This is a genomic window from Candidatus Latescibacter sp., assembly GCA_030692375.1.
Classification (GTDB): Bacteria; Latescibacterota; Latescibacteria; order Latescibacterales; family Latescibacteraceae; genus JAUYCD01.
The window spans coordinates 1-21,837 of record JAUYCD010000213.1; the positions used below are offsets into that span (position 1 = coordinate 1).

Annotated in this window: 17 protein-coding genes; all 17 read right to left on the reverse strand. The window is 51.9% G+C overall.

The window, feature by feature from the left end:
* Window positions 1-469: 469 nt before the first annotated feature.
* The gene (locus tag Q8O92_12900) at window positions 470-1,840 is read right to left on the reverse strand and encodes a glycine--tRNA ligase (GenBank protein ID MDP2984213.1); all 1,371 of its coding nucleotides are present in this window, start codon (window positions 1,838-1,840) and stop codon (window positions 470-472) included.
* 239 nt (window positions 1,841-2,079) lie between these two features.
* Window positions 2,080-2,892 (reverse strand): DNA repair protein RecO, encoded by an 813-nt coding sequence (recO, locus tag Q8O92_12905; protein ID MDP2984214.1) that lies wholly within the window; start codon window positions 2,890-2,892, stop codon window positions 2,080-2,082.
* 11 nt (window positions 2,893-2,903) lie between these two features.
* Window positions 2,904-3,560 (reverse strand): DUF502 domain-containing protein, encoded by a 657-nt coding sequence (locus tag Q8O92_12910; GenBank protein ID MDP2984215.1) that lies wholly within the window; start codon window positions 3,558-3,560, stop codon window positions 2,904-2,906.
* The gene (locus Q8O92_12915) at window positions 3,550-3,885 is read right to left on the reverse strand and encodes a septum formation initiator family protein (protein ID MDP2984216.1); all 336 of its coding nucleotides are present in this window, start codon (window positions 3,883-3,885) and stop codon (window positions 3,550-3,552) included. Before Q8O92_12915 ends, Q8O92_12910 begins: the two co-directional genes overlap by 11 nt.
* Window positions 3,886-3,900: 15 nt before the next feature.
* On the reverse strand, window positions 3,901-4,287 hold the full coding sequence (gene hisI / locus Q8O92_12920; protein ID MDP2984217.1) for a phosphoribosyl-AMP cyclohydrolase: 387 nt from the start codon (window positions 4,285-4,287) through the stop codon (window positions 3,901-3,903).
* 367 nt (window positions 4,288-4,654) lie between these two features.
* The gene (locus Q8O92_12925) at window positions 4,655-6,421 is read right to left on the reverse strand and encodes a BamA/TamA family outer membrane protein (protein ID MDP2984218.1); all 1,767 of its coding nucleotides are present in this window, start codon (window positions 6,419-6,421) and stop codon (window positions 4,655-4,657) included.
* 9 nt (window positions 6,422-6,430) lie between these two features.
* Window positions 6,431-9,829 carry a hypothetical protein gene (locus Q8O92_12930; GenBank protein MDP2984219.1) on the reverse strand — a complete coding sequence of 1,133 codons (3,399 nt, stop codon included), beginning with the start codon at window positions 9,827-9,829 and terminating at the stop codon, window positions 6,431-6,433.
* Between the two features lie 141 nt (window positions 9,830-9,970).
* The gene (locus tag Q8O92_12935) at window positions 9,971-11,947 is read right to left on the reverse strand and encodes a sulfatase-like hydrolase/transferase (protein MDP2984220.1); all 1,977 of its coding nucleotides are present in this window, start codon (window positions 11,945-11,947) and stop codon (window positions 9,971-9,973) included.
* A 25-nt stretch (window positions 11,948-11,972) separates the two neighbouring features.
* Entirely contained in the window at window positions 11,973-13,637 is a 1,665-nt protein-coding gene (locus Q8O92_12940; protein ID MDP2984221.1) for a DNA methyltransferase, read from the reverse strand.
* Window positions 13,638-13,643: 6 nt separating this feature from the next.
* Window positions 13,644-16,178 carry a DNA gyrase subunit A gene (gene gyrA, locus Q8O92_12945; GenBank protein MDP2984222.1) on the reverse strand — a complete coding sequence of 845 codons (2,535 nt, stop codon included), beginning with the start codon at window positions 16,176-16,178 and terminating at the stop codon, window positions 13,644-13,646.
* Window positions 16,179-16,248: 70 nt separating this feature from the next.
* Window positions 16,249-16,596, reverse strand: a complete 348-nt coding sequence (locus Q8O92_12950; GenBank protein MDP2984223.1) for a DUF86 domain-containing protein — start codon at window positions 16,594-16,596, stop codon at window positions 16,249-16,251.
* Complete coding sequence (locus Q8O92_12955) at window positions 16,586-16,900, reverse strand: nucleotidyltransferase family protein (protein MDP2984224.1); 315 nt, start codon at window positions 16,898-16,900, stop codon at window positions 16,586-16,588. The genes Q8O92_12950 and Q8O92_12955 overlap by 11 nt, the downstream gene beginning before the upstream one ends.
* Window positions 16,901-16,993: 93 nt before the next feature.
* Window positions 16,994-17,284, reverse strand: coding sequence for a DUF2442 domain-containing protein (locus Q8O92_12960; GenBank protein MDP2984225.1), 291 nt, complete (start codon window positions 17,282-17,284; stop codon window positions 16,994-16,996).
* Between the two features lie 11 nt (window positions 17,285-17,295).
* Complete coding sequence (locus Q8O92_12965; protein ID MDP2984226.1) at window positions 17,296-17,556, reverse strand: DUF4160 domain-containing protein; 261 nt, start codon at window positions 17,554-17,556, stop codon at window positions 17,296-17,298.
* 43 nt (window positions 17,557-17,599) lie between these two features.
* Complete coding sequence (gene gyrB, locus Q8O92_12970; GenBank protein ID MDP2984227.1) at window positions 17,600-20,098, reverse strand: DNA topoisomerase (ATP-hydrolyzing) subunit B; 2,499 nt, start codon at window positions 20,096-20,098, stop codon at window positions 17,600-17,602.
* On the reverse strand, window positions 20,095-20,418 hold the full coding sequence (locus tag Q8O92_12975) for a DUF721 domain-containing protein (GenBank protein ID MDP2984228.1): 324 nt from the start codon (window positions 20,416-20,418) through the stop codon (window positions 20,095-20,097). Before Q8O92_12975 ends, gyrB begins: the two co-directional genes overlap by 4 nt.
* A 22-nt stretch (window positions 20,419-20,440) precedes the next feature.
* On the reverse strand, window positions 20,441-21,556 hold the full coding sequence (dnaN, locus tag Q8O92_12980; protein ID MDP2984229.1) for a DNA polymerase III subunit beta: 1,116 nt from the start codon (window positions 21,554-21,556) through the stop codon (window positions 20,441-20,443).
* Between the last annotated feature and the right edge of the window lie 281 nt (window positions 21,557-21,837).

The window sequence follows — 21,837 nt, forward strand, 5'->3', positions numbered from 1 at the left end:
GGCATGAACTCCGGCGAGTTACTACTCATACAAAACGATTCCAATCCAGCGACGAATGCTTTCAGGCGGTAAGCGAACACTTCAAATCAAGAATCGGTAAAAATACCATGTATCGTCAACATATTTAAGGGATTATATATAGGTTATGGTGGAAAAGAAAGATATTGTACCTCAACAGAAAGGATATGAACGAATGTCAAAATGGAAGTTAACGGCATGTTTAAATTTTTAAGCACAATATATTAATACTCTATAGTCTGTCAAGATAAAAAGTATAATTTTTAGCATTTTTCACTAAGTAGACTATTATATAACTATCTGTTTATTAGTGTTCTCTAAACAGCTACACATATACATACAGGGATGAGTATGAATAACCGTGTCATGCCGAACTTGTTTCGGCATCTATACAATAAAAAAGGGCAGGTTTCTCCCCCACCTCTTTTTTTCTCTTCCACTTTTATTTCACTCACTCCACATACGTCGATTCCAAACTGTCCACTGTTTCGGGACGCCGGTAATTGAGGATGGATTCGCGGATCATGGTTTTAAGCTCGCCGATCTTGACCCGCACCTGCTGCATGGAGTCGCGGTCGCGGACAGTGACTGTGTCGTCCTCTTTAGTTTGAGAGTCAACGGTCAGGCAGTAGGGGGTTCCGGCCTCGTCCATACGGCGGTAGCGGCGTCCGATGGTGCCGCCCTCGTCGTAGAAGACGGGGAATTCGGGTTTTATCTCCTGATAGATTTCACGGGCGCGCTCAGGCATGCCGTCACGGCGCACCAGGGGCAGCACCGCGGCTTTGATGGGCGCGATGAGCGGCGAAAGGCGCATGACCACCCGCGTTTCGTTCTCGAGCGGCTCCTCCTCGTAGGCGTCGCAGAGGACTTCGAGCATGGTGCGGTCGCAGCCGGCGGAGGTCTCGATGATGTAGGGAATGAAACGCTCGTTATTCTCCTGGTCGAAATAGCTCATGTCCTTGCCGGAGTATTCGGCGTGGCGCTTGAGGTCGAAATCGGTGCGGTCGTGAACGCCCTCGAGCTCTGACCAGCCGAAGGGGAAAAGGTACTGGATATCGTAGGCGGATTTGGCGTAATGCGCCAGCTCCCCGGGGCCGTGCTGCTGCCAGCGGAGACGGTCCGGACGGATGCCGAGGCGCATGTGGAAGTCCCATCGTTTCTGCCGCCAGAAATCCATCCAGTAGTCATCATCGCCGGGCTTGATGAAGAACTGCATCTCCATCTGCTCGAACTCACGGGAGCGGAAGATGAAATTCCCCGGGGTAATCTCGTTGCGGAAGGCTTTGCCGATCTGGGCGATGCCGAAAGGAATTTTCTGGCGGGTAGAATTGACCACATTCAGGAAATTCACATAGATGCCCTGCGCCGTTTCGGGACGGAGGTAGGCGATGGAAGCAGAATCCTCGACCGGGCCGATATGGGTATTGAACATGAGGTTGAACTGGCGGACATCGGTCAGTTCGCCGCCGCACTCTGGGCAGACCGGGGTGTCGATGTGATCGAACCGGAAGCGCCGCTTGCATTCCTTGCAGTCAACCATGGGATCGTGGAAACCCTCCACATGCCCTGAGGCCTCCCAGACCCGCGGGTGCATGATGATGGCGGCGTCCAGCCCCACGATGTTCTCGTTCTCATGCACCATGGCTTTCCACCAGAGCTGCTTGATGTTGTTCTTGACCTCCACCCCCAGGGGACCGTAATCCCAGCAGGCGGCCTGCCCGCCGTAAATCTCGGACGAAAGGTATATGAATCCCCGGCGTTTGCAGAGACTCGCGAGCTTATCCATTTTTTCGGGCGCTTTGTTCCTGGTCGGCTTTGCCATGTAACCTCCGTAAAAGTGGTGATGCGAAAAATTATGTATATAATAAAGCTCTGATTTTTCCTTTTCTGAACATAAACTACAGCCCCCTATCCCTCTATCCCTTTCCCCCGAAGGGGGCAAGGGAAGTCATTACTAAACGGTCTCCTGCCCCCTCTGGGGGAAGGATGTCCGAAGGACAGAAAGGGGGGCAGCCTCCAACAATCTCGACTTATGCAAGAGGCTCTCCTGGATTCCTTCCCTCATCCTTCATCCTTCATCTTTTCAGAGAAAAGTGAGTTCTCTTTTTCAAATGCCTCCAATTTCCGTAGGAATGCCAGAGAGCGCGGGGGCCGTGATGTTCCGGTATGGTAGGAAAAGAACTGGAGTACCGCGTTTTCGATCTCCGCGCGCTGACGGGGGCCGATGCTGATCCGCGAAAGCTCATCATACCGGGCGCTTAACAGGCTTTTCATCACCATCAGCGCTCCGGGGCTTATCCAGAATCCGTACCTTTCACCGCTGCTTGTGCAGGAGCAAATGAGGCCGCCGTCCGAATAGCTGAAAAATACCCGCTCTGACATGGGTTTCTTGCCGCAGACCACACAGCGGTCGAACACGGGCTGGTATCCTGCCGCGTTCACCAGTTTCAGCATGAAACGCCAGAGATGCTTGTCCACGTCCTTTTCTGTACTCCTCTCCAGATCCTCGAGAGATTCCTTAAGTAGCATGAATGTTCCGGCGGCCGGGTCCTCCGGCATGGTGACTGTCTGAGCGGCTTCCACCATGCACGAAGCGGTGGTGAGCATCCGTATGTCCGATTTCACCCGGGAAAATGCTTCGATAAGCTCAACACTTCCGAGCGTTTGAATCTCACGGTTGTCACGGTGATAGTAAATGCCGTCGATGAGAGTTACCGGCTCGAGAGCGGCGCCATACCGGCTTTGTGGTCGGCGGGCGCCCTTGGCCATCACTTTGACAAGGCCGTACTGCTCGGTTATGAGGGAGACCAGCTTGGAGGAGTTTGACATTCGCATGGTGTTGGACACCACGGCGCGAGTGGAACGAAGTCCCATGGAAAAAAACCTTACATGATTTTGGGCACAGTAGCTTCATCCGGTCCCACAAATCCGGCGCTGATGATGAGTTTCATAACATCTTCTGATGTTATATCGAGAGGAATGAGTTCATCCTCGGGGACATATATAAGCATACCGGAAGTAGGATTCGGGGCTGTGGCGAGATACACGCCCAGCACCTTTTTCCCCGCTTTATCCGAAAAATGCCTGGTGCGCTCGTTGGTTATCCATCCGATGGAAAATATACCCCGGCGGGGATACTCCACCATAACCGGTTTGCCGAGATTCATCTTGCTGGAATCTTTAAACACATCTGAGAGCTGACGGGTGGCTATATATATTTTATTCAGGAGCGGGATACGGTGCATCAACCCCTCCCACAATCCGAAAAACTTTTTCCCCACATAGAAACGTACGAAAAATCCGAACAGGGTGATAAAAATGACCAGTGTGAGGGCGCCCAGTCCCGGGATGTGAGTCACCGAATATCCCAGGTATTCGAAGAGCCGGGTATAGAGCTTTCCAAAAATGCCATCGAACATGCGGAAGAGAATCACCAGCACCCATATTGTTACCGCAGTCGGCGTCAGAATCAGAAGACCGGTGGTAAAATAGTTCCGCAGTTTGTGAAACCGTGATTTTTTCTTTTCTTCTTTATTTACCATTCTTTTTAATCCCTGATGTGTCGGGCGAAGATATCAGGAATACCTCCCACCCTTTTTTTATCATTCCGTACTCCTTACGGGCTATTTCTTCCATGTAGGTCGAATCTTTCTCTAGGCGGTATAACTCCATGAGAAGCTTCCTCTTTTCATCGAGAGCAGAATCCCGGGCCTGAATTTCCTTTTTTTTTATTCTGCTGAGCTGATGGATCTTTATGAAGCTGCGGCTCGAAATAAGAATCCCGAACGCCACAACGATAAGGATACAGGCAATTATGATCCTGCCCGGCTTTAATTTCTTCTTTCGCCTGTTGACTAGGGCGGCCACACGAAACCATCTTTTCTATTTGTCTTCCGGCTGGAAAATTCTTTCGCCGATTACAATAAATTCAATATCAGAGGGGTCGATTTTACGGTAGAAACAGGAGCGGTAACCGTCATGACAGGCGGCGCCGTCACCCTTCGGGGTGACCTTGAAAAGGAGACAGTCTGCATCGCAATCCACATACACTTCATTGACCACCTGGAGATTCCCCGATGTTTCCCCCTTGACCCAGAGCTTCTGGCGTGATCTCGACCAGTAGGTCATGACGCTGGTTTCCAGGGTCTTTTTCAGACTTTCGCTGTTCATCCAGGCGAACATCAATATCTCTCCTGTCACGGTATCCTGGGTTATTGCCGGCACCAGCCCCTTCTCGTCATACTTTATGTCATCGATATTCACAAGAATCTCCCCAAAATTGAAGTAAAAAAACAATGATAATTTGACGTTTTGTAGTTGTTTTAAAGATAGATGCCGAAACAAGTTCGGCATGACGTCATCCGATGTCACACTTTAATCACCGGAGCAATATATAGGCTTTAATACTTTTCATCCTTCAGATTTCAGATTTCATTCTTGATGATCCGTCAAAAAGTGTTACAAAGTCTTCAGTTCTGTCGAAACCTCACCCGGCCTGTGGCCACCCTCTCCTAGTCAGGAGAGGGTAAAGACTTGGCTCGCCGTGAGTTACCCCCTCTCCTGACTAGGAGAGGGGGACAGGGGGTGAGGTTTATAAAGCAGAGTAGGAGGTAATATTTCCTTTTTTGCCACAGCATCAAAATTCCGTGCTCAGCCGTACATGGAGTTTCCCCTCCCCAGGGCTGTCGCCCCGTCCGAGACCGTAATCGAAACCGAGCATCCCCGCCCGCGACTGGAGCCGCAGCCCGAATCCGTAACCGGTCCGGGTGAGCGACCGGGTAACAATCCCCCCGCCGGACTGCACTCGATCCTGAAGGTAGCCGGTATCGACAAACACGAATACACGCGAGGTCTCCCCGGTGAGAAAACGGTACTCCACAGTTGAGATAAGCGCCCGCACCGCCGGGAATATCCGCTCACGGTATCCGCGGAGAGTGGAAGCGCCTCCCAGCCACCAGCGGTCGGAGGGATCGAGCAGGCCGTTTCCGGCGGTCACATCACGGTAGCTCAACAGTATGGCGACACTCTGATGCAGCGCAGTGGGGATATAATTATCCAGACCGAGTTCGGTTCGCGTCAGGCTCGTTCGCGCTCCACCCCCGAACCGATAGTTTTTCACAACCGTGGACCAGGCGGCGGCATACCTCGCACCGCTTCGGGGATTGGCGGGATTATCAACTGCGTTCCAGGATATTCCCGCTTCGATGCCGGTCGCGCCATAGCTCCGTGTGGAATCGGAGCTTACTTTTTCGTACCGGAATCCCGCGTTTGCCTGGAGTCTTCCCAGGGTATGCCCGATTCCTGCGGAAAAAAGCGTGCGAGTGTAGCCCTGCGCCTGACGGTCTTCCTGGGAAAAGACGCCGCTTGCGTTCACCGGAAATCCAAACGCCCAGGGTTCCTCGTAGCGAAGCTCCAAGTCAGAGCTTTTATTGCCCAGGTTTTCCCACCGGACACGTGCCGAGCGCCCGCTTCCGAACAAATTGGCAAGCCCCAGGTCAACTTTTCCCACCAGCTCTCCGGAACCGCCGCCGCCCGCCGGCTGGTATCCAATGACGCCGTCGAAGGTTCCCTGGCTTCCCTCCTCCATATTCACCAACAGAAGACCTTTTCCGGCGTCGGTATATTCTATGGATGGATCGCTGGAGAGGCGCAGAAACCGCATTCTTCCGACCGCCGAGCGGACTTCGGAAACCATTTCCGGGGAGATATCTCTGCCCCTGAAACGTACAAGCTCACGCCGCACTGTTACATCTTTTGTCACTGTCAAACCCTGGATTACTATTGAATCCACATGGGCTTTTGCGCCGGGCTGGACTTGCAGGACAACGTCGATAGTGTCGCCGTGGGCAGTCAGTTTCGGGCCGACCGACGCGCCGGGAAAACCGTTATCGGCGAGTCCAATTACGATTGCCTGTGCGAGCGAATCGAGCGCCCGGCGGGTGAATGGTTTCCCGTATAGATCCTGGGGCGGTTCTTTCACCACGCTCCTAATCCCTTCCGGAACGGTGAGAATAATAGTACCGAACAGCACAGGCGCGCCGGCTTCGATGCGGAAGATGAGAAGAGTACGCTCTGCCTTCGTGGAATCAACCGAAGAGGCGACAGAGGCGCTCCACCAGCCCTGCTCATGGAGATAGTCGGCGAGTGCGGCGCGGTCATGCTCGATGAGGCCGTCGTTCAGGATGCCGCCGGGCCTGGAAAGGATAATACGGTCAATATCCGCGCGGGGTATTCTTTCAATTCCGGTGACCAGAACGGAATCCAGCCGTGCATCGTAAGCCGCAGCGCGGTTTTTCTGCTCCCCCGGAGGACGGACGGTTTGCGCAAAGACCGTAAAGTTTCCCGGTAATGCCAGGAGAATCAATAGCAGCAATAAGGGGAAGATGCTAGTATGCTTTTTCATAATCCCTTCTCAAAAGAGCGCCCGAAGCTGCATCGAGGCGAAGTTCTCGAATCCACGGTCGGCGAATTTGCGGCCTGTATACGAGGCGATAGCGTTCATCCGCTGGGACAGGCGGTAGTCATACAAAACCTGGATATCGTGATTCTTGCCTTCCTTGCGGCCGCGCGCCATGGTATAGGGAAGCTGCGCTCCCGGCTGTGCGCCCTTTAAGCCGACTGAAGTGAACGTATACCGGGCTTCCACTTTTCCCCGCCCGGAGAACCGGTAAGTCAGGCCGGGTTTCAGCAGATAATACTGCGCCCGGAGTGCTGTAACCGCATCACGGTCATACCCGCCGCCGCCGCTCAACGACAGGGTAACCAGGGGCTTGGGATACAGGGAAACTCCCGCCTCGCCGGAGAGCGACCGGACATTGAAATCACCCGACTGATGGCCTTCCATGAACCGCGACCATGCCGCCCGGGTGAGGGTCAGCTCGCCGTCGCTTGCGCCGCTCTCAATAGGGAGGCGTAAACGGACCGACTGCTCCTCCTCCCCATTCCTCTCGCCCCCGGTCACAAATTCGGCGTTATATGCATCCCTTCGAAACAGCCGCAGCCGGATCGATCCCTTGTCGCCCGAAACCGGAAGGATGATATCCTGTTGTATCCGTGAATCGCCGGAAAGAGTTGTTCCTTTTTTTCGGAAAGAGCCCAGTTTCAAGAGGAATAGCTCTGATGCGGGGGCGGAAGATTTTTCATTGATTTCCACAGAAGTCTCTGAGCTGATTTTACCATTTCCGCAGAGCCGTGCGAGCAACGCGCCGGGAATATCCAGACCGAGCTTCCCGTATGCGTGCACCATGTTCACCGGACGGTAGTCATCCAGCGTTTCTACAAAGAGAATGTATGAGCCGTGCTCGTCGGGGATGAATTCATCCGGGTCCCGGATACCGTCGTGATTGGCGTCTTCCCAGCGGTAGGCGCCCCTTCCCGCGCCTGTGTAAATGTAATTCTTGCGCTTGGAAGCCTCGCGGAGCCTTCCCGCCTGATAGGAGCCGTCAAACCGCAGGAATCCCTTCTCCGGCCGGTAATAGCCTTCCACCAGGGCCTGGTCGGTGGAGGTACGGGATGATCCGGCCAGAGAATACTCACGGCGGGAATAGGAGGTTTTCAACGTTCCGAGAATTCCCTTTCCGGCGGTGAGCTCGATACTCCCCCCCCGCGCCAGAGCGCTGTCCTCCCAGGCTGTATTCTTAGCCCGGTCATTCCGGTAGAACCATTCAAGGCCGCCCTTTATCCCGCCCACATCCGGCGTTTTGAGACGGGCGCGAAGATCGTTGTATGTTTCCCCGTGTGTGAATATCCCATGGCCTTCAGCACGTTCGCCTTCATACGCGAGAGAGGGGGCGAAACCACCCAGGCTCGTTTCCATACCGCCGAGAATGCGGCTGATGCTCTCGTCCGGCAGGCCGGGGACTGCTTCGCGGCTGATGTTGTCCACAGCCAGGCGGCTCCTGAAAAGATCGCCCCAGGAAAACATGCCTGATACACCATCACGGTTCGATGACGCCGAGCCGCCATACTCTGCGCGTCCGCTCCGGATGGCAAGCCCTGTTCCGCTGAATCTTCCTGACGGCAGAGAAAATCCTCCCGAATACTCCGACACCGTCTCCTGTCCGGTCTGGGTAATGAGCGGGAGGCCCCACCGGCGGTTCTCTTCGGCTGACCGGTCACGGTCGAGCGGGCTGAACGTCTTTCCCTGGGAGCGGCGGCTGCCGGCAAATTCAAGCCGTACAGGCATTCCGATCTGCACCGTGGGCGCCGCTTTCAGCTCGAAACGATAAGCCCCGCCGGTGTTATCGGCATCGTTCAGCCGGGAAAGGGTATTACGGTCAAAGGACGAACCGGCGATCTCCGATTCAAAGCTCACCCCGGAAAAGGGTGTTATGGTCAGTCTCATTCCGGTCAACTGATGGGAAACGGGGGCCGAAAGGACGGTCACCGGGTCAAACGATGCGCCGGAGCCGGGTCCGGCTTTCCCCGGGGGAACATACTCGTAGACGCCTCCGCCCAGATAGCGGTAATGGCCTATATCCTGTCCGATCCAGGAAAACGTTGCATTATACGCGCCCTTGCCCCGGGGATTGTAGACGAGGATCCCGCCGATCATATCGTACGCTCCGGTGGAGTCTCCGAGCGCCGGGCGGATTCCGCCGGTCACCGCGAGCGAGTCTCCGGCCTGGGCCAGCGCGCTCCGGGCGGCATCGTTCAGAGTCCCCAGCACAGGCCGTGAGGGGTCATCCGCCTCCCGCGCCGCAGACACGGAAAGTTTCACCCGACCGTTCAGGAAGGAACCGTCCGCGCCTGTGGAATAAAAGGTGCGGCGGAAGCTTTCGCTCGTGTATTCGTAATCGGCCACAATGCGCATGTCAGAGCCGATGATACGGGCAGCGGTGAAAGTGACCTCTCCGGTGGTGTAATCGATGATGTAATCGTAATTGTTCCCCCGGGTGAGTTGGATTCCGTTGATCCAGATTTTTTCGGTGCCCGGGATGATGGAGATGTCACGGTTGCCGTTCTGTGCAATGAGGCGGTAGGGGCCCTGGTTGCCTTCCACCGGGGCAATGGTCGTGCTCATGTACCGCCCGTCCGAAACAGCGCCCGAACCGAACATGGAGAATCCGCCGCCGTTCACTGTGACTTTCGCCCCGGAAAGCCGCCGCGACCAGGTATCCCACCGCCCTCCTTCATGACGGAGATCGTTGTCGCCCATGTCGGCGCTGAAATGCTTCCCTCTGAGCTCGATCAGCACCCGGTCCAGTTCCTCAAGCTCGCGGGTGTCGCCCTCAGGACTGATGGGGACATTCTGGTCGGAGACAGCGGCGTTCAGAGTAATGTCTTCGGTCAGCTTCCCGGAGATGTTGAGGCGCAGGCTCTGGTTCAGCGCCGTCTCCTGCCCGGCCCCAACATTGACATCGAAAGTCTTCGAGCCGCCGAAGTTCAGCCCCGGAAACGGCTTGGGGGTCTTTTCCCTGTAGCTCTCATACGAGGTAATAATGCCCGGCCCGCCGCTGCTCCATTGTGAGGCAGGCCGGCTGTACGTCCTGGAAAGCCATTCCGGCACCGGCGTGAGCAGCACCGCGACCGAATCTCCCGGCGTAAGGGCGCGGTTGAAGGTCAGGGCGTCTTCATTGCCGTTCGCAGCGCTCACCGTGAGATTCGGCGGGTTGAAAGATGAGGAATCGACAGCGACGGTTCCCTCGACGAATCGCACCCCGGTGTTGTACGGCCCAGCAGTCCCGTCGCCGTGGAGAACCACCCGTTTTTGGGGAAAAGCAGACCCGCCCTCGGCGCCGGCGTTACCGTGCGGAGAAAGAAAGGCCGTCAGCAGGTAAAGCGAAAATACATGGAGCGCAGCGGATTTCATAAACTTTTATACTCACGCCGTGGGCAAAGGAAGCAAAAAATGTTTTCGGGATAAGATAGGGGATTTTGTGAGGATAGGTAAGAAAAAGGTGAGAGAACTCACACAGAATATAATTAGACGTAAAAGCAGAGCCGGGGAATTTCAAATTTTTCTTCCATGCTGCACCCGCCACCACGCTATCCCGTGCAGTTCATCGTGCAGTTTTTTCAGTTTCCGCACATCCGGGAGCGGTGAAGGAAGAGGCCGGTTCGGAAGAGGGTATACTGTTAAACGGCTGCCAAGGTCGATGATGCAGTCTCCGGTGATGGCTTTACTCCGGCCAAAACCGACATGGCGGCTGCCTTCGGCCAGGATGTTCTCACCCAGCGAATGATAGGCAAATCCTTTAGGCGCGGCCAGCTCTACAAGGGTGGGAGTGATGTCCAGGTGGCTTCCCGCCGCCCCTGGCGGGAGCACAATACTTTTTAGCGCCTCTTTGCCGTAGAGAACCAGCGGGACCGCGGATCTCTCGAAAAATCCGGGATTGGCATTGATATACCGCCGGGAATAGTGATCGCCGGTGATGGCGAATAGCGGCAGCGAAACCTTTTTCTCCATTGCCCGAACAAAATTCCCTATACAGTGGTCTGTATACCAGCTATGTCCCACCATTTTCAGGGTCATGGTATCCTTCCAGAGCGGGGCGATGTCATCCGGAACTCTGTCAAGAGTGAAACCTTTGGCTTTGATATCGATATGGTAGGGAGGATGATCGTTCGTGGTCAGGATCACATTCAGGCTTGGCCGGTCGTCGCTTGTTTTGTCCTCCGTCATTTGAAAGAGCGCGGCATCATCGACTCCCCAGGCGTTATCGGAGGTGCTGGGGGAAATGAAAGTGGCGTCGTAAACTTCATCGAAACCCTGCGCGGCGGTGAAATCCACTATCCTCTGCCAGGTCGGATAGCCGCCGTAGAAGAACCGCGTACGGTAGCCGAGTTCCCGGAATATCTGTCCGAGGGAGGTAGGGAACAGTTTCCGGGAGGCTATGTGGTAGTTGATGAGAATCCCCGAATCGGGCAGACCGGTCAGAATCACTCCCAGCGAGGACATGGTGGCGCTTGAACCGGGCAGGAAATTTTCCACGTAAATTCCGTTCCGGGCGAACTCTTTCAGGTTGTCCATGATGTGCAGGGACTTATACTGCTCGAGCATGGGCCAGGAATTGTAACTTTCTCCGATGATGAGAAAGATGTGCCGGGGCGGGCTGACGGCAGGCCCTGGAGCGTGTTTCAGGAAATAATCGTCGAGGTTTCCGAGGGTTTCGCCGGTGGAGGATACGTCTTTCGCCGCTTTGACGATGTCACGGTCGGGCAGGTACGCGTCGATGCCGTTCACGGAACTCTCCATGGTGGTGTAATCGAGAATGGCATACCGGAGCGCATGGTAGGGGTTCATGATCGACTTGTTCAGGAATTGATCGTTCGTTTTATCAACATAGCGGAGCTTGGCGGGCTTTGATCCGGCAGAGCCGCGCAGGGAAACCACCAGGGAAACGAGAATGAGGGCGCTGATCATGATCTTTCGTGAAAGAGACGAAATCCACGGCGCAAAGGTTTTCTCTGGAACGAATTCATTCCTGATCATCTTACGGACGATGAAGACGCCCACGGTTATCACTCCCGCCGAAATGAGGATAGCGCGGAAGAGATGGTATTCCTGCCAGATGGTGGAAAACACCGCCCTCGTATCGTCAAAGTACACCTGGAAAAGGAAGGCGTTGAGCGGTTCGTCGAATTCGCCGAAAAACCCGTGGTTCACAATACCCAGGATGGTGGAGGCCGCGACAAACAAAACTCCGAATGAGGCTCTCACCCTTTCCGCTGCCTGTCTCAGATCGGTGAACACGTTCGCCACGCTCAGGAGAAAGGGAATAAGCACGAAATATCCGGCCACCATGATATCGAAACAGAATCCGTAGGAAAGGACGGCTGCAAAATCGGAAAAACGGGAAGAAGGATTAATTTTTTGATGGTAGGCGGCGATAAAAATCAGGCGGTAGAGCATCAGATACGCAACGGAGAAAAGCCACAGCTTAACATCTTTCTGAAACTGAATAAAAAAACGATTCCAACTCCTCATGAAAATACCTTTAACCGGGGTGAGTTTACAATAAACTTGTTTGATTCGACTCGTTCCCCTCTTTCCTCACCCGGCCTGCTTTCTTTATTGTGGATTCCAGCGCCCACTGGGGAAATTCCACGAATTTCCCTTCGAGAAGCTCCCCGATGGTAAAAATCTGTAGCCGGGGATAGCGCATCGCCCGGTGGCTGGCGGCGATTTCCGTTTCGTAGAATCCTGCGGAAGCGGCTTCCGTCTTCATGGGGCCGGTCGGCTCAAAGAGGGTGATAAATACCCCGATGGCGGCTTTCTCCCTTTCCACTGCGCCATTCAAATCCCGTACCTGGGCAGCGGAGACATGCCCGCTTTTGACCTGCACCACGATCTTCTTCGCCTGCCCGCTCTCATCGTCCATGAAATAGATGTAACCGTCCACCCCGCGGTCGGCGCCCTTTTTCTTGTCCTGTGCGGGACGGGCGTCCACCAGGCTGAGCGCCCACCACTCGAACTGGTACTTGTCCGCATCGGCAAGCGCCTTCGCGCTCTCCAGGTCCTTCGGGTCGCCGATGATCTCGTAGGGGGCAAGCTCCTGCCCGAATGAATCCTCAAGGCGGTGCTTGATCAGGGTGATGGCCAGGTGGGTGATGTCAATGCCGATCCAGCGGCGGTTCAGCTTCTCCGCCGCGGTGACCGTGGTTCCGCACCCGCAGAAGGGATCGAGCACGAGATCGCCTTCGTTCGAAGAGGCGCGGATGATGCGCTCGAGGAGGGCTTCGGGTTTCTGTGTCGGGTAGCCGAGACGCTCGGAGGCTTGGGAGCTGACCATTTCTATATCATCCCAAAGATTTTGAACTGTTTTCCCTTTGAGTTCGTCAAGGTACCTTTTCCTTCGAATTCTCCTTGATTTGTTTTTTGGGAAGTACAACTTTCCTTCCTCATCCCATTTCTCCATATTTTCTTGGGAAATTGCCCATCCATATTTTGGAGGTTTATAACCCTTATATTCATATATAAGATTTGGTCTTGGAGAAGGACTTGCAAGGTTGTCTGCCATGAAACGGCGGCCATTCTCATCTATATGTCGAAAGAATTTATCTACATACTCTTTATAACTAGGTGCGTCAAAATTGTACTGAGTATTAAATATATTTCTATCTGTTTTTGAATAGAAAAGAAGAATATCAGTACAAACACCATATTTATTTGACTTATGATTCGTTTCACCCCGGCCAGTTTTTCTTTTCCAGGTTATTTCATTTCGATAATTATCTACTCCAAACACCCCGTCCATCAATATCTTCAGATAATGGCTCGCGGTCGGGTCGCAATGGAGGTAGATGCTGCCGGTCGGTTTGAGCACCCTTCGCATCTCCACGAGCCGCACTGCCATCATGGTGAGGTAGGCCATCATGTCGTTCCGCCCGAGAAAACCGCGGAATGCCTGCATGAGGTCGGCGAGCTTGGGCGGCCCGGAGGTAACAAGATCGCTGTAGGTTTCTTCGGCGTTCATGTCCCAGTGCCAGGTGTCATCGAATGCGGTGATCTGCGCGGCGGAATCGGAGCCGTTCTTCTCCCGGAAGAGGACATTGTAGGTCGCCTTGGAGTTGAACGGCGGGTCGAGGTAGATGAGGTCGACACTCTCGTCTGCGAGATTATCACGCATGATCGGAAGATTGTCGCCGTAATAGAGCCTGTTTTTCCAGGGGGTCATGGAAGGTTATTCCTCTTCTCCTTCGAACGGTTCCTCCACGGTATTCGTTTCTTCCCTGGCAGCAGCTTCCTCTTCTTCCCCGTTCTCAGTATCGCCGTTTTCAGTAACGCCGTTCTCTCCGGCGGGGACACGCTCGACATCGACCAGGCAATCTTCGGGAGCGAGATTGATCAGACGCACCCCCTGGGTGACCCGCCCGATGGGGCGGATCTCATGCACCGGGAGCCGGATCATAATGCCGTTCTGTGTAATCATTATGAGCTCGTCATCGTCCACCACTTCCATGAGGGTAACCGCGCCGCCGTTGCGCTCTGTTGTTTTAATGGAGATGATTCCCTTGCCGCCGCGGTGAGTGATACGGAAGGCGCCCAGATCGGTGCGCTTCCCGTAGCCGTTCTCACACACCACGAGGAGAGTGGCTTCCGGATGCTTCACCGCCACCATTCCCGCCACAAAATCATCTTTATTGAGCTTGATGCCTTTTACCCCCTGGGAGGTGCGTCCGACCGGCCGGATTTCACGTTCGTTAAACCGTATCGCCATGCCGTCATGCGTCTGGATAACAATGTCCTGAATACCGTCGGTAAGACTTGCAGAGATAAGTGCGTCCCCCTCAACTATGTTGATTGCGTTGATGCCGTTGCGGCGCGGCCGTGAATATTCGGAAAGCGCCGTCTTCTTCACCAGCCCCTTGCGTGTAGAAATGAGAACGTAATGTTCTTCGTCGAATTCACGGACCGGGAGAAACGCCGCAATCTTCTCGTTCTTCTGGATCTCGAGCATATTCACGATGGGACGGCCTTTTGCTGAACGCCCACCCTGCGGGAGCTCGAACACCTTGAGCCAGTAGCATCGTCCGAAGTCAGTGAAAAACAGGATGTAGGAATGGGTTGAAGCCACAAAGAGATTTTTCACAAAATCCTCTTCCTTGGTGCCCATGCCGGTAATCCCTTTGCCGCCGCGGCGCTGACGGTGATAGGTGCCGATGGGTATACGTTTTATATATCCCTGGTGGGAAATGGTTACCACCATATCTTCTTCAGCGATGAGGTCCTCGATCTCGATGTCCTGGCTTTCATCGATGATTTCTGTACGGCGCCCCTCCTTGTACCTGGATTTCAGTTCTTCAAGCTCCTCCTTGATAATATTCATCCGCAGCTCGCGTGAGGCGAGGATATTACGAAGTTTTTCCATAAGCTCGATGAGGTCACGGTATTCATCCTCGATTTTCTGACGCTCAAGGCCGGTGAGACGCTTGATCTGCATATCGAGAATGGCTACTGCCTGTTTTTCCGAAAGCCCGAAGGTTTCCATCAACTCGCCCCTGGCGGTATCGGCGCTCTCGGAATTCCGAATCAGAGTAATGATGGCGTCGATGTTGTCCAGCGCGATTTTCAGCCCCTCGAGGATATGCGCGCGGGATTCTGCCTTGTTCAATTCGAATTTCGTGCGGCGCACCACCACCTCGTGACGGTGCTCGATGTAGTGCCGGATTATCTCGACGATGGACATGATTTTTGGCTGGTTTTCCACCAGCGCCAGGTTGATTATCCCAAACGTAGTGGAAAGCTGGGTATGCTTGTAGAGGGTATTGAGCACCACCTCCGGGAAGGCGTCCTTCTTCAGCTCGATTACAATGCGCATGCCGTCACGGTCGGATTCGTCGCGGAGGTCGGAGATTCCTTCCACTACCTTGCTGCGGACCAGGTCTGCTATTTTTTCCAGCAGGTTGGACTTGTTGACCATGTAGGGAATCTCTCTGATCACGATTCGTGACCGGTCTCCCTTGTGTGTTTCGATATTAGCCCGCGCGCGCAGGGTAATTTTTCCCCGGCCGGTTTCATAGGCATCGACAATTCCCTTGCGTCCATAAATAATCCCGCCGGTGGGGAAATCCGGCCCTCTCAGGTGTTTCATGATCTCACGGGGAGTTATGTCCGGCTTTTCAATGAAGGCTTTGCATGCGGCGACCACTTCACCCAGGTTGTGCGGCGGGATATTGGTTGCCATGCCCACAGCGATTCCCGAAGAACCATTGCAGAGGAGATTAGGGAATTTTGCCGGAAGGATGTCCGGCATCATGAGCGTTTCATCGTAATTGGGGGATTTGCTGACCGTTTCCTTGTCCAGATCGGCCAGCATGTCCATCGCCGCATGGGTCATGCGGGCTTCGGTGTACCGCATCGCCGCCGCCCCGTCGCCGTCGATAGAGCCGAAGTTCCCCTGCCCGTCGACCAGCGGATAGCGCATGTTGAAATCCTGCGCCATGCGCACGAGGGTGGGATACACCACCTGTTCGCCGTGCGGGTGATAGTTACCGGAGGTGTCGCCGGCGATCTTGGCGCATTTCCGGTGCTGACGGCCGGGATAGAGATTGAGGTCGTTCATGGCGGTGAGAATACGGCGCTGCGAGGGCTTGAGGCCGTCGCGGACATCCGGGAGCGCCCGTGAGATGATGACCGACATGGAATAATCCATGTAGGATGTCTGCATTTCATCCTGTATGTCTATGGGGATTATTCGTTCCTGTTTACCGAGCATTATGACTCCTTGTTATTTACATTCTATACAAAAAATTCCACTTTCAATATCTATCCGTTTTTCTTTAAAATCAGGAGTTCAAATTGTCAAGAATATTCATAACTTCCAGCTTGAGTTTTTTTATCTGAGATTTCGCAATTTGAAAAATTTCTTCTGCGTCAATACCAAAATAATCATGCGCGATAAGGTTACGTACTCCTTTAATTTTGTTCCAGTTAATATAATTATGTTTTTCTTTTAAATGACCGGATAACCTATCAACCATTTCACCGATTATGATAAAATTCATCATTACTGCATCATAATTTACCTTGTTTTGAAAGAAATCATCAGCGCTTATAAAGGGAGAAGTATATTCTTCAATATTTTCAATTGCTTCCAATATCCCCATGAGAGAGGTTTTATCTTTATTCAACACTTACTGCCTCATTGAGTATCATTTCTTTCGCATAGGATTTCAGATATTTTCCCCGTGCGATATCAACATTTCGGTTAAAGTGTTTGCTGATATATTGTTTCAGTTCATTTTTCAGCTCAAATAAATTCTGGGTATTTTCTTCAAGTTCGATCAGAAGATCGATATCACTATTGACATTTTGTTCATCACGAGCGAAAGAACCAAAAATTGCGATTTTATTAATATGAAAATGTTCTCTAAGGTAGTTCTTATTTTGCCTCAGGAAAGAAATGATTTCCTCTTTTGTCAATTGTTTGTTTATCATTCGACTTATTCCTGTTTCTAAAAATCATACCGCATGATCGATTCTGTACCCAAACCCCAGGAGGCATTTCAATGGGTCTATCAATGTCTCTAATCAGATGTTTCCGATTCTCGTTACTCTTTCTGAACAATCATCCGACAATTTTCCTGTCGCCAATCGGTATACCGTCTCCGGTGCAATATCCACATCTCCGGGCCAGCAGAGCACTCCCCATACAGGATCGATGGAGACACACTTAAAATACTCGATATTGGCAAAACCGCTGAATACACCCCCACGTTTTGCATATTCGCTGAAGTCAATTGTCCCTTTATCGCCATTATCGAAAGTGATTTCAAGAATGTAGTCTGCTTTATACGCTACCTTTATTGCTTTCATGTGCATTTTTAAAAACCTCACCGGAGCGGTTCGATAGGAAACAAGGGCTTATCCTGACGCACCGCTTCCCATTCAGAAAATAATTCCTGTTTATGAATTGTCGCCCATTCCATAACCAACCCAGTTGCCCGAGGAGGGAGCCAACCCTTTAAAACAGTTAAATCTGCAATACTTATCTTGGCAAAATCATCACCGTACATGACATGAAAATGTGGCGGGTCGTGATCATCATAAAACATCCTGATTATCAATCCATAGAATCGACTTATTTCAGGCATTTGGCAAACTCATTTACTATAATGATTTTATCACTAATACTCCTCACACATCTAGGTTCCTCACATTGAACGCATTTTCCTGGATGAATTTTCGCCTCGGCTCGACCTCGTCGCCCATGAGAATGGTGAATATACGGTCGGCTTCCACCACATCTTCAAGGTTGACCTTGTACAAGGTTCGAGTTTCGGGATTCATGGTGGTCGACCAGAGCTGCTCCGGATTCATCTCGCCGAGTCCCTTGTACCGCTGAATGAGCAGCCCTTTTCTTCCCAGGGTATTGGATATTTCCACCAGCTCCGGGAGACTCCCGGCTTCACCGACCACATCGTCGCCGTCACGGACAACCACCGGAAAAACGGAGAGCGTCTTGAGCGCTTTCCTCAGTTCGTACAAGTTGAGAAAGTCTATCGACGAAAGCGTATTCTTGTACAAGGTATACTCGATGATCTGGCCTTCCTTCCTGCCGACCACTTTGATCGAATAATCTTCAATTCTCCCCTTTGTCGTGAACTCGGGGAATTTCATTTTCGGCTCTTCACCCGGATTTTCGAGATTAGCCTCTTCCCTCTGACCGGTGTCTATTGTCTCCACCACGTATCCCAAATCAGCAGCCACCATTTTAATGGTGGGGATGGCGGAAGCCGGATCGTCAAAATGGCTGATGCAGAAAATCCTGTTCTCGAGAAGCTCATCGAGCAGCACCCTCGGGAAACCGATTTTCAGGCATCGCTCATAATTTGACTGGTAGCGGAAAAGTTTCTCCATGAGCTCGTTTAATCGAGTACCGTTGATCCCGTTGCCGTTACCCCCCGGAAAGAGGGTGGTCCGCCCGATGCCGTTTTCGAGGATGAAACGGTCGTAATCTTTCTGGTCGGTCACATACCACTCCCGCTTCCCTTTTTTCATACGGTAGAGCGGCGGCTGGGCAATGTAGAGGTACCCGGCTTCTATCAGTTTCGTCATATACCGGTAGAAGAAAGTCATGAGCAGCGTCCGGATGTGAGACCCATCCACATCCGCATCGGTCATGATGATCACCTTGTGATAACGCGCCCTGGCGAGATCGAATTCATCCTGTCCGATGCCGGTGCCGAGCGCGGTGATAAGCGTCCTGATTTCCTGGGAAGAAAGGACACGGTCGAGGCGGGCTTTCTCCACATTGAGAATCTTGCCCTTGATGGGAAGAATCGCCTGGTAGCGTCGGTCACGGCCCTGTTTTGCCGAACCGCCAGCCGAATCTCCCTCCACGATATAGATTTCGCAGCTTTCCGGATCGCTGAGAGAACAATCGGCGAGCTTTCCGGGAAGGTTGGCCGAATCGAGGGCGCTCTTTCGGCGGGTCAGGTCACGGGCTTTACGGGCGGCCTCACGGGCCCTGAGGGCATCCACGCACTTGGCGACAATCTTCCGGATAGTCTGCGGATTCTCTTCGAAAGCAGTAAGGAGTCCGTCTCCGACCAGAGACTCCACCATCCCTTTTACCTCGGAGTTGCCGAGCTTCGTTTTTGTCTGACCTTCGAACTGCGGATCGGGCAGTTTTACCGAGATGACCGCTGTCAGCCCCTCACGGACATCCTCGCCGGAAGGTATCGTCCCCTTGAGCGTTTTGAACAGGTCGTTTTTCTGGGCATAGCTGTTGACCGAGCGGGTAAGGCCGGTCTTGAATCCTATCAGGTGTGTTCCGCCTTCTGTGGTATTGATATTGTTTGCGAAACTGAAAATGGTCTCGGCATAGGTCTGGTTATACTGCATGGCAATCTCGATGGACACCCGGTTGGCCTGGGCGACAAAATAGATCGGCTCGTCATGAAGAGGCTGTTTGTTGGCATTCAGGTATTCCACAAACTCAACGATACCGCCGTCAAATTCGAATGTATGATTCCTCCCCATGCGCTCATCGAAGAAATCTATCTTTATCCCCTTGTTGAGGAAAGCCAGCTCACGTAAACGATTCACAATCACATCATGGGAAAATTCCGTGGTTTCGAACACCGTATGGTCGGCTCTGAATCGAACGATGGTGCCGTTCCCATCGTGTTTCCCGCGACGGTGTACATCGCCGGTGGGAATCCCCCGTTCATAGGACTGGTAATAGAGATTTCCTCCATGCCAGGTCTCCACCTCGCAGAACTCGGAGAGCGCATTCACACAGGAAACGCCGACTCCATGGAGGCCGCCCGAAACCTTGTATGACTTATCGTCAAATTTACCCCCGGCGTGGAGCATGGTCATGACCACTTCAAGAGCGGACCGTTTTTCCGTAGGGTGCATGCCGGTGGGTATGCCGCGGCCGTTGTCCTCGACTTCAGCGATACCATCCGAATGAATAGTTACCTTGATGGTATTACAATATCCGGCCATCGCCTCATCGATGGAATTATCTATAACCTCAAAAAGCATGTGATTAAGGCCTGAAACGCCTGTGGATCCGATATACATGGCCGGACGCTTGCGCACAGCCTCAAGGCCTTTCAATACCTGAATTTTATTGGCGTCGTAATTACTTTTTTTTATCTCTTCTTGTTCATTATTATTTGTCACAAGTTACTCCTTTTAGACTTCTCAAGCGTGAAATGAATTTCTCCGATATCCACACCATCCTCAGAATCAAAGCTGTTTATTTTTTTTATATAAGTGGAAGAGTAGAATCTTGCCTGAGTCATCCAAACCGGGGATGAGACGGCAACAGTAAGGATGCCGTCCCGGAGAGAAAGAGGGTATGTATTCATGGCATTCATCGTTCCAACGATATCCTGCCAATGTTTTTTCAACTTTTCCAGACGGATGTCCGGGCCTAAACCTAAACCTGTTAAAACAGGGGCAATCATAGCGGAAAGCGAAACAGGATTCGCTTTTCTCATTCTTGCCCCACATGATCTTTTTTTAGTCATTCAACCTCAGCGGCATGATAAGATAATAACATTCCTGCGATGTTTTTTCTCCGACAGGCCTTATAATACAGGCTGCGGTTGGTGTTTCAAGCTCCAAAACAAGCTCTTCGGTATCCACTGCGCGGAGTATCTGGGAAAGAAAATCCGCATTATAGCCGATCACAATCGGTTCTCCGCTGTAATTGACCGGAAGCGTTTCTCTCGCCTCACCGCCGATATCCATATTCGATGTGGTTACTTCCATCTCGCCCGGGTTGATGGACATACGAATCTGATGAGTTATAGCGTTTGAAAGAACAGACACTCTTCGGACAACATCGGCGAATTCATCTGTGGATATATATACTTTCTTGGAATTTCCCAAAGGGATTACCTGTCTGAAATTGGGATAGGGTCCTTCGATAAGCTTTGAAAAGATAATGGTCGTTCCAAAATCGAACAGGATTACACCTTTTCCAAAAATCACATTCTTCAACTCCACACCAACAGAATGATACCGTACCACCTGGGCAAGAGTCTTAGGCGGAACGATCGACTCCATGGTATTTTCACTTTCAATCCCCATTTTCTTTTCAAAAATTGCCAGACGGTGTCCATCGGTAGCCACCATCGACATACCTTCGGAATTAACCTGCCAATATACTCCTGTCAGAGCAAGCCTTGTTCTCTCGGAAGCTACTGAAAAACTGGTCTTATCCACCATTTCTACAAAATCAGCGCCGGAGAGTGCAACAGATATACCGTCAATAGTTTCCTTGAGAACAGGATAATCAGATGCGGATATCCCCATGATGCTGGCTTCTCCCTGTTTAAAACTAAGGCTGACACGCTCTTCATCTGTAGAAAGCGTCACATCCTGTTCCGGCAGCTCGCGGATGATATTGAAAAACCTCTTGGCATTCACAGTTACCGCACCTTCTTCAAGAACAGTACAATCAAGAGAGGTGATGATGGAGATATCCATATCCGTTCCGGAAACTGTGAGCATATTCCCTTCTGCTTTCATGAGAAAATTACTGAGAACAGGCAAAGTAGGTTTTTGAGGAACAACATTAAAAACCCCTTGCAAACCATCAAAAAGTGACCCCCGACCGATTACAATTTTCACAGGAAATCTCCTTAAAATTTGTTTTATGTAATATATTATATATTATGGTTAATTTCCAAGAAAAATATCGGTTTTTCTGTATGAAAAAAATGGTTGAAAACAAGATATAAACCTGATTAAAACTTCTTAAGAACTTGTTCAAAAACCATTCTTTTTCCATAGCATTTTATTATATACCTTCATTCTTTTCTTTTTTAACCAATGAAAGCACAGAATATTCCATAAGAATAAACATTTTTTATTTTCATAACTACTTTAAAATTAATAACTTACATTATTAT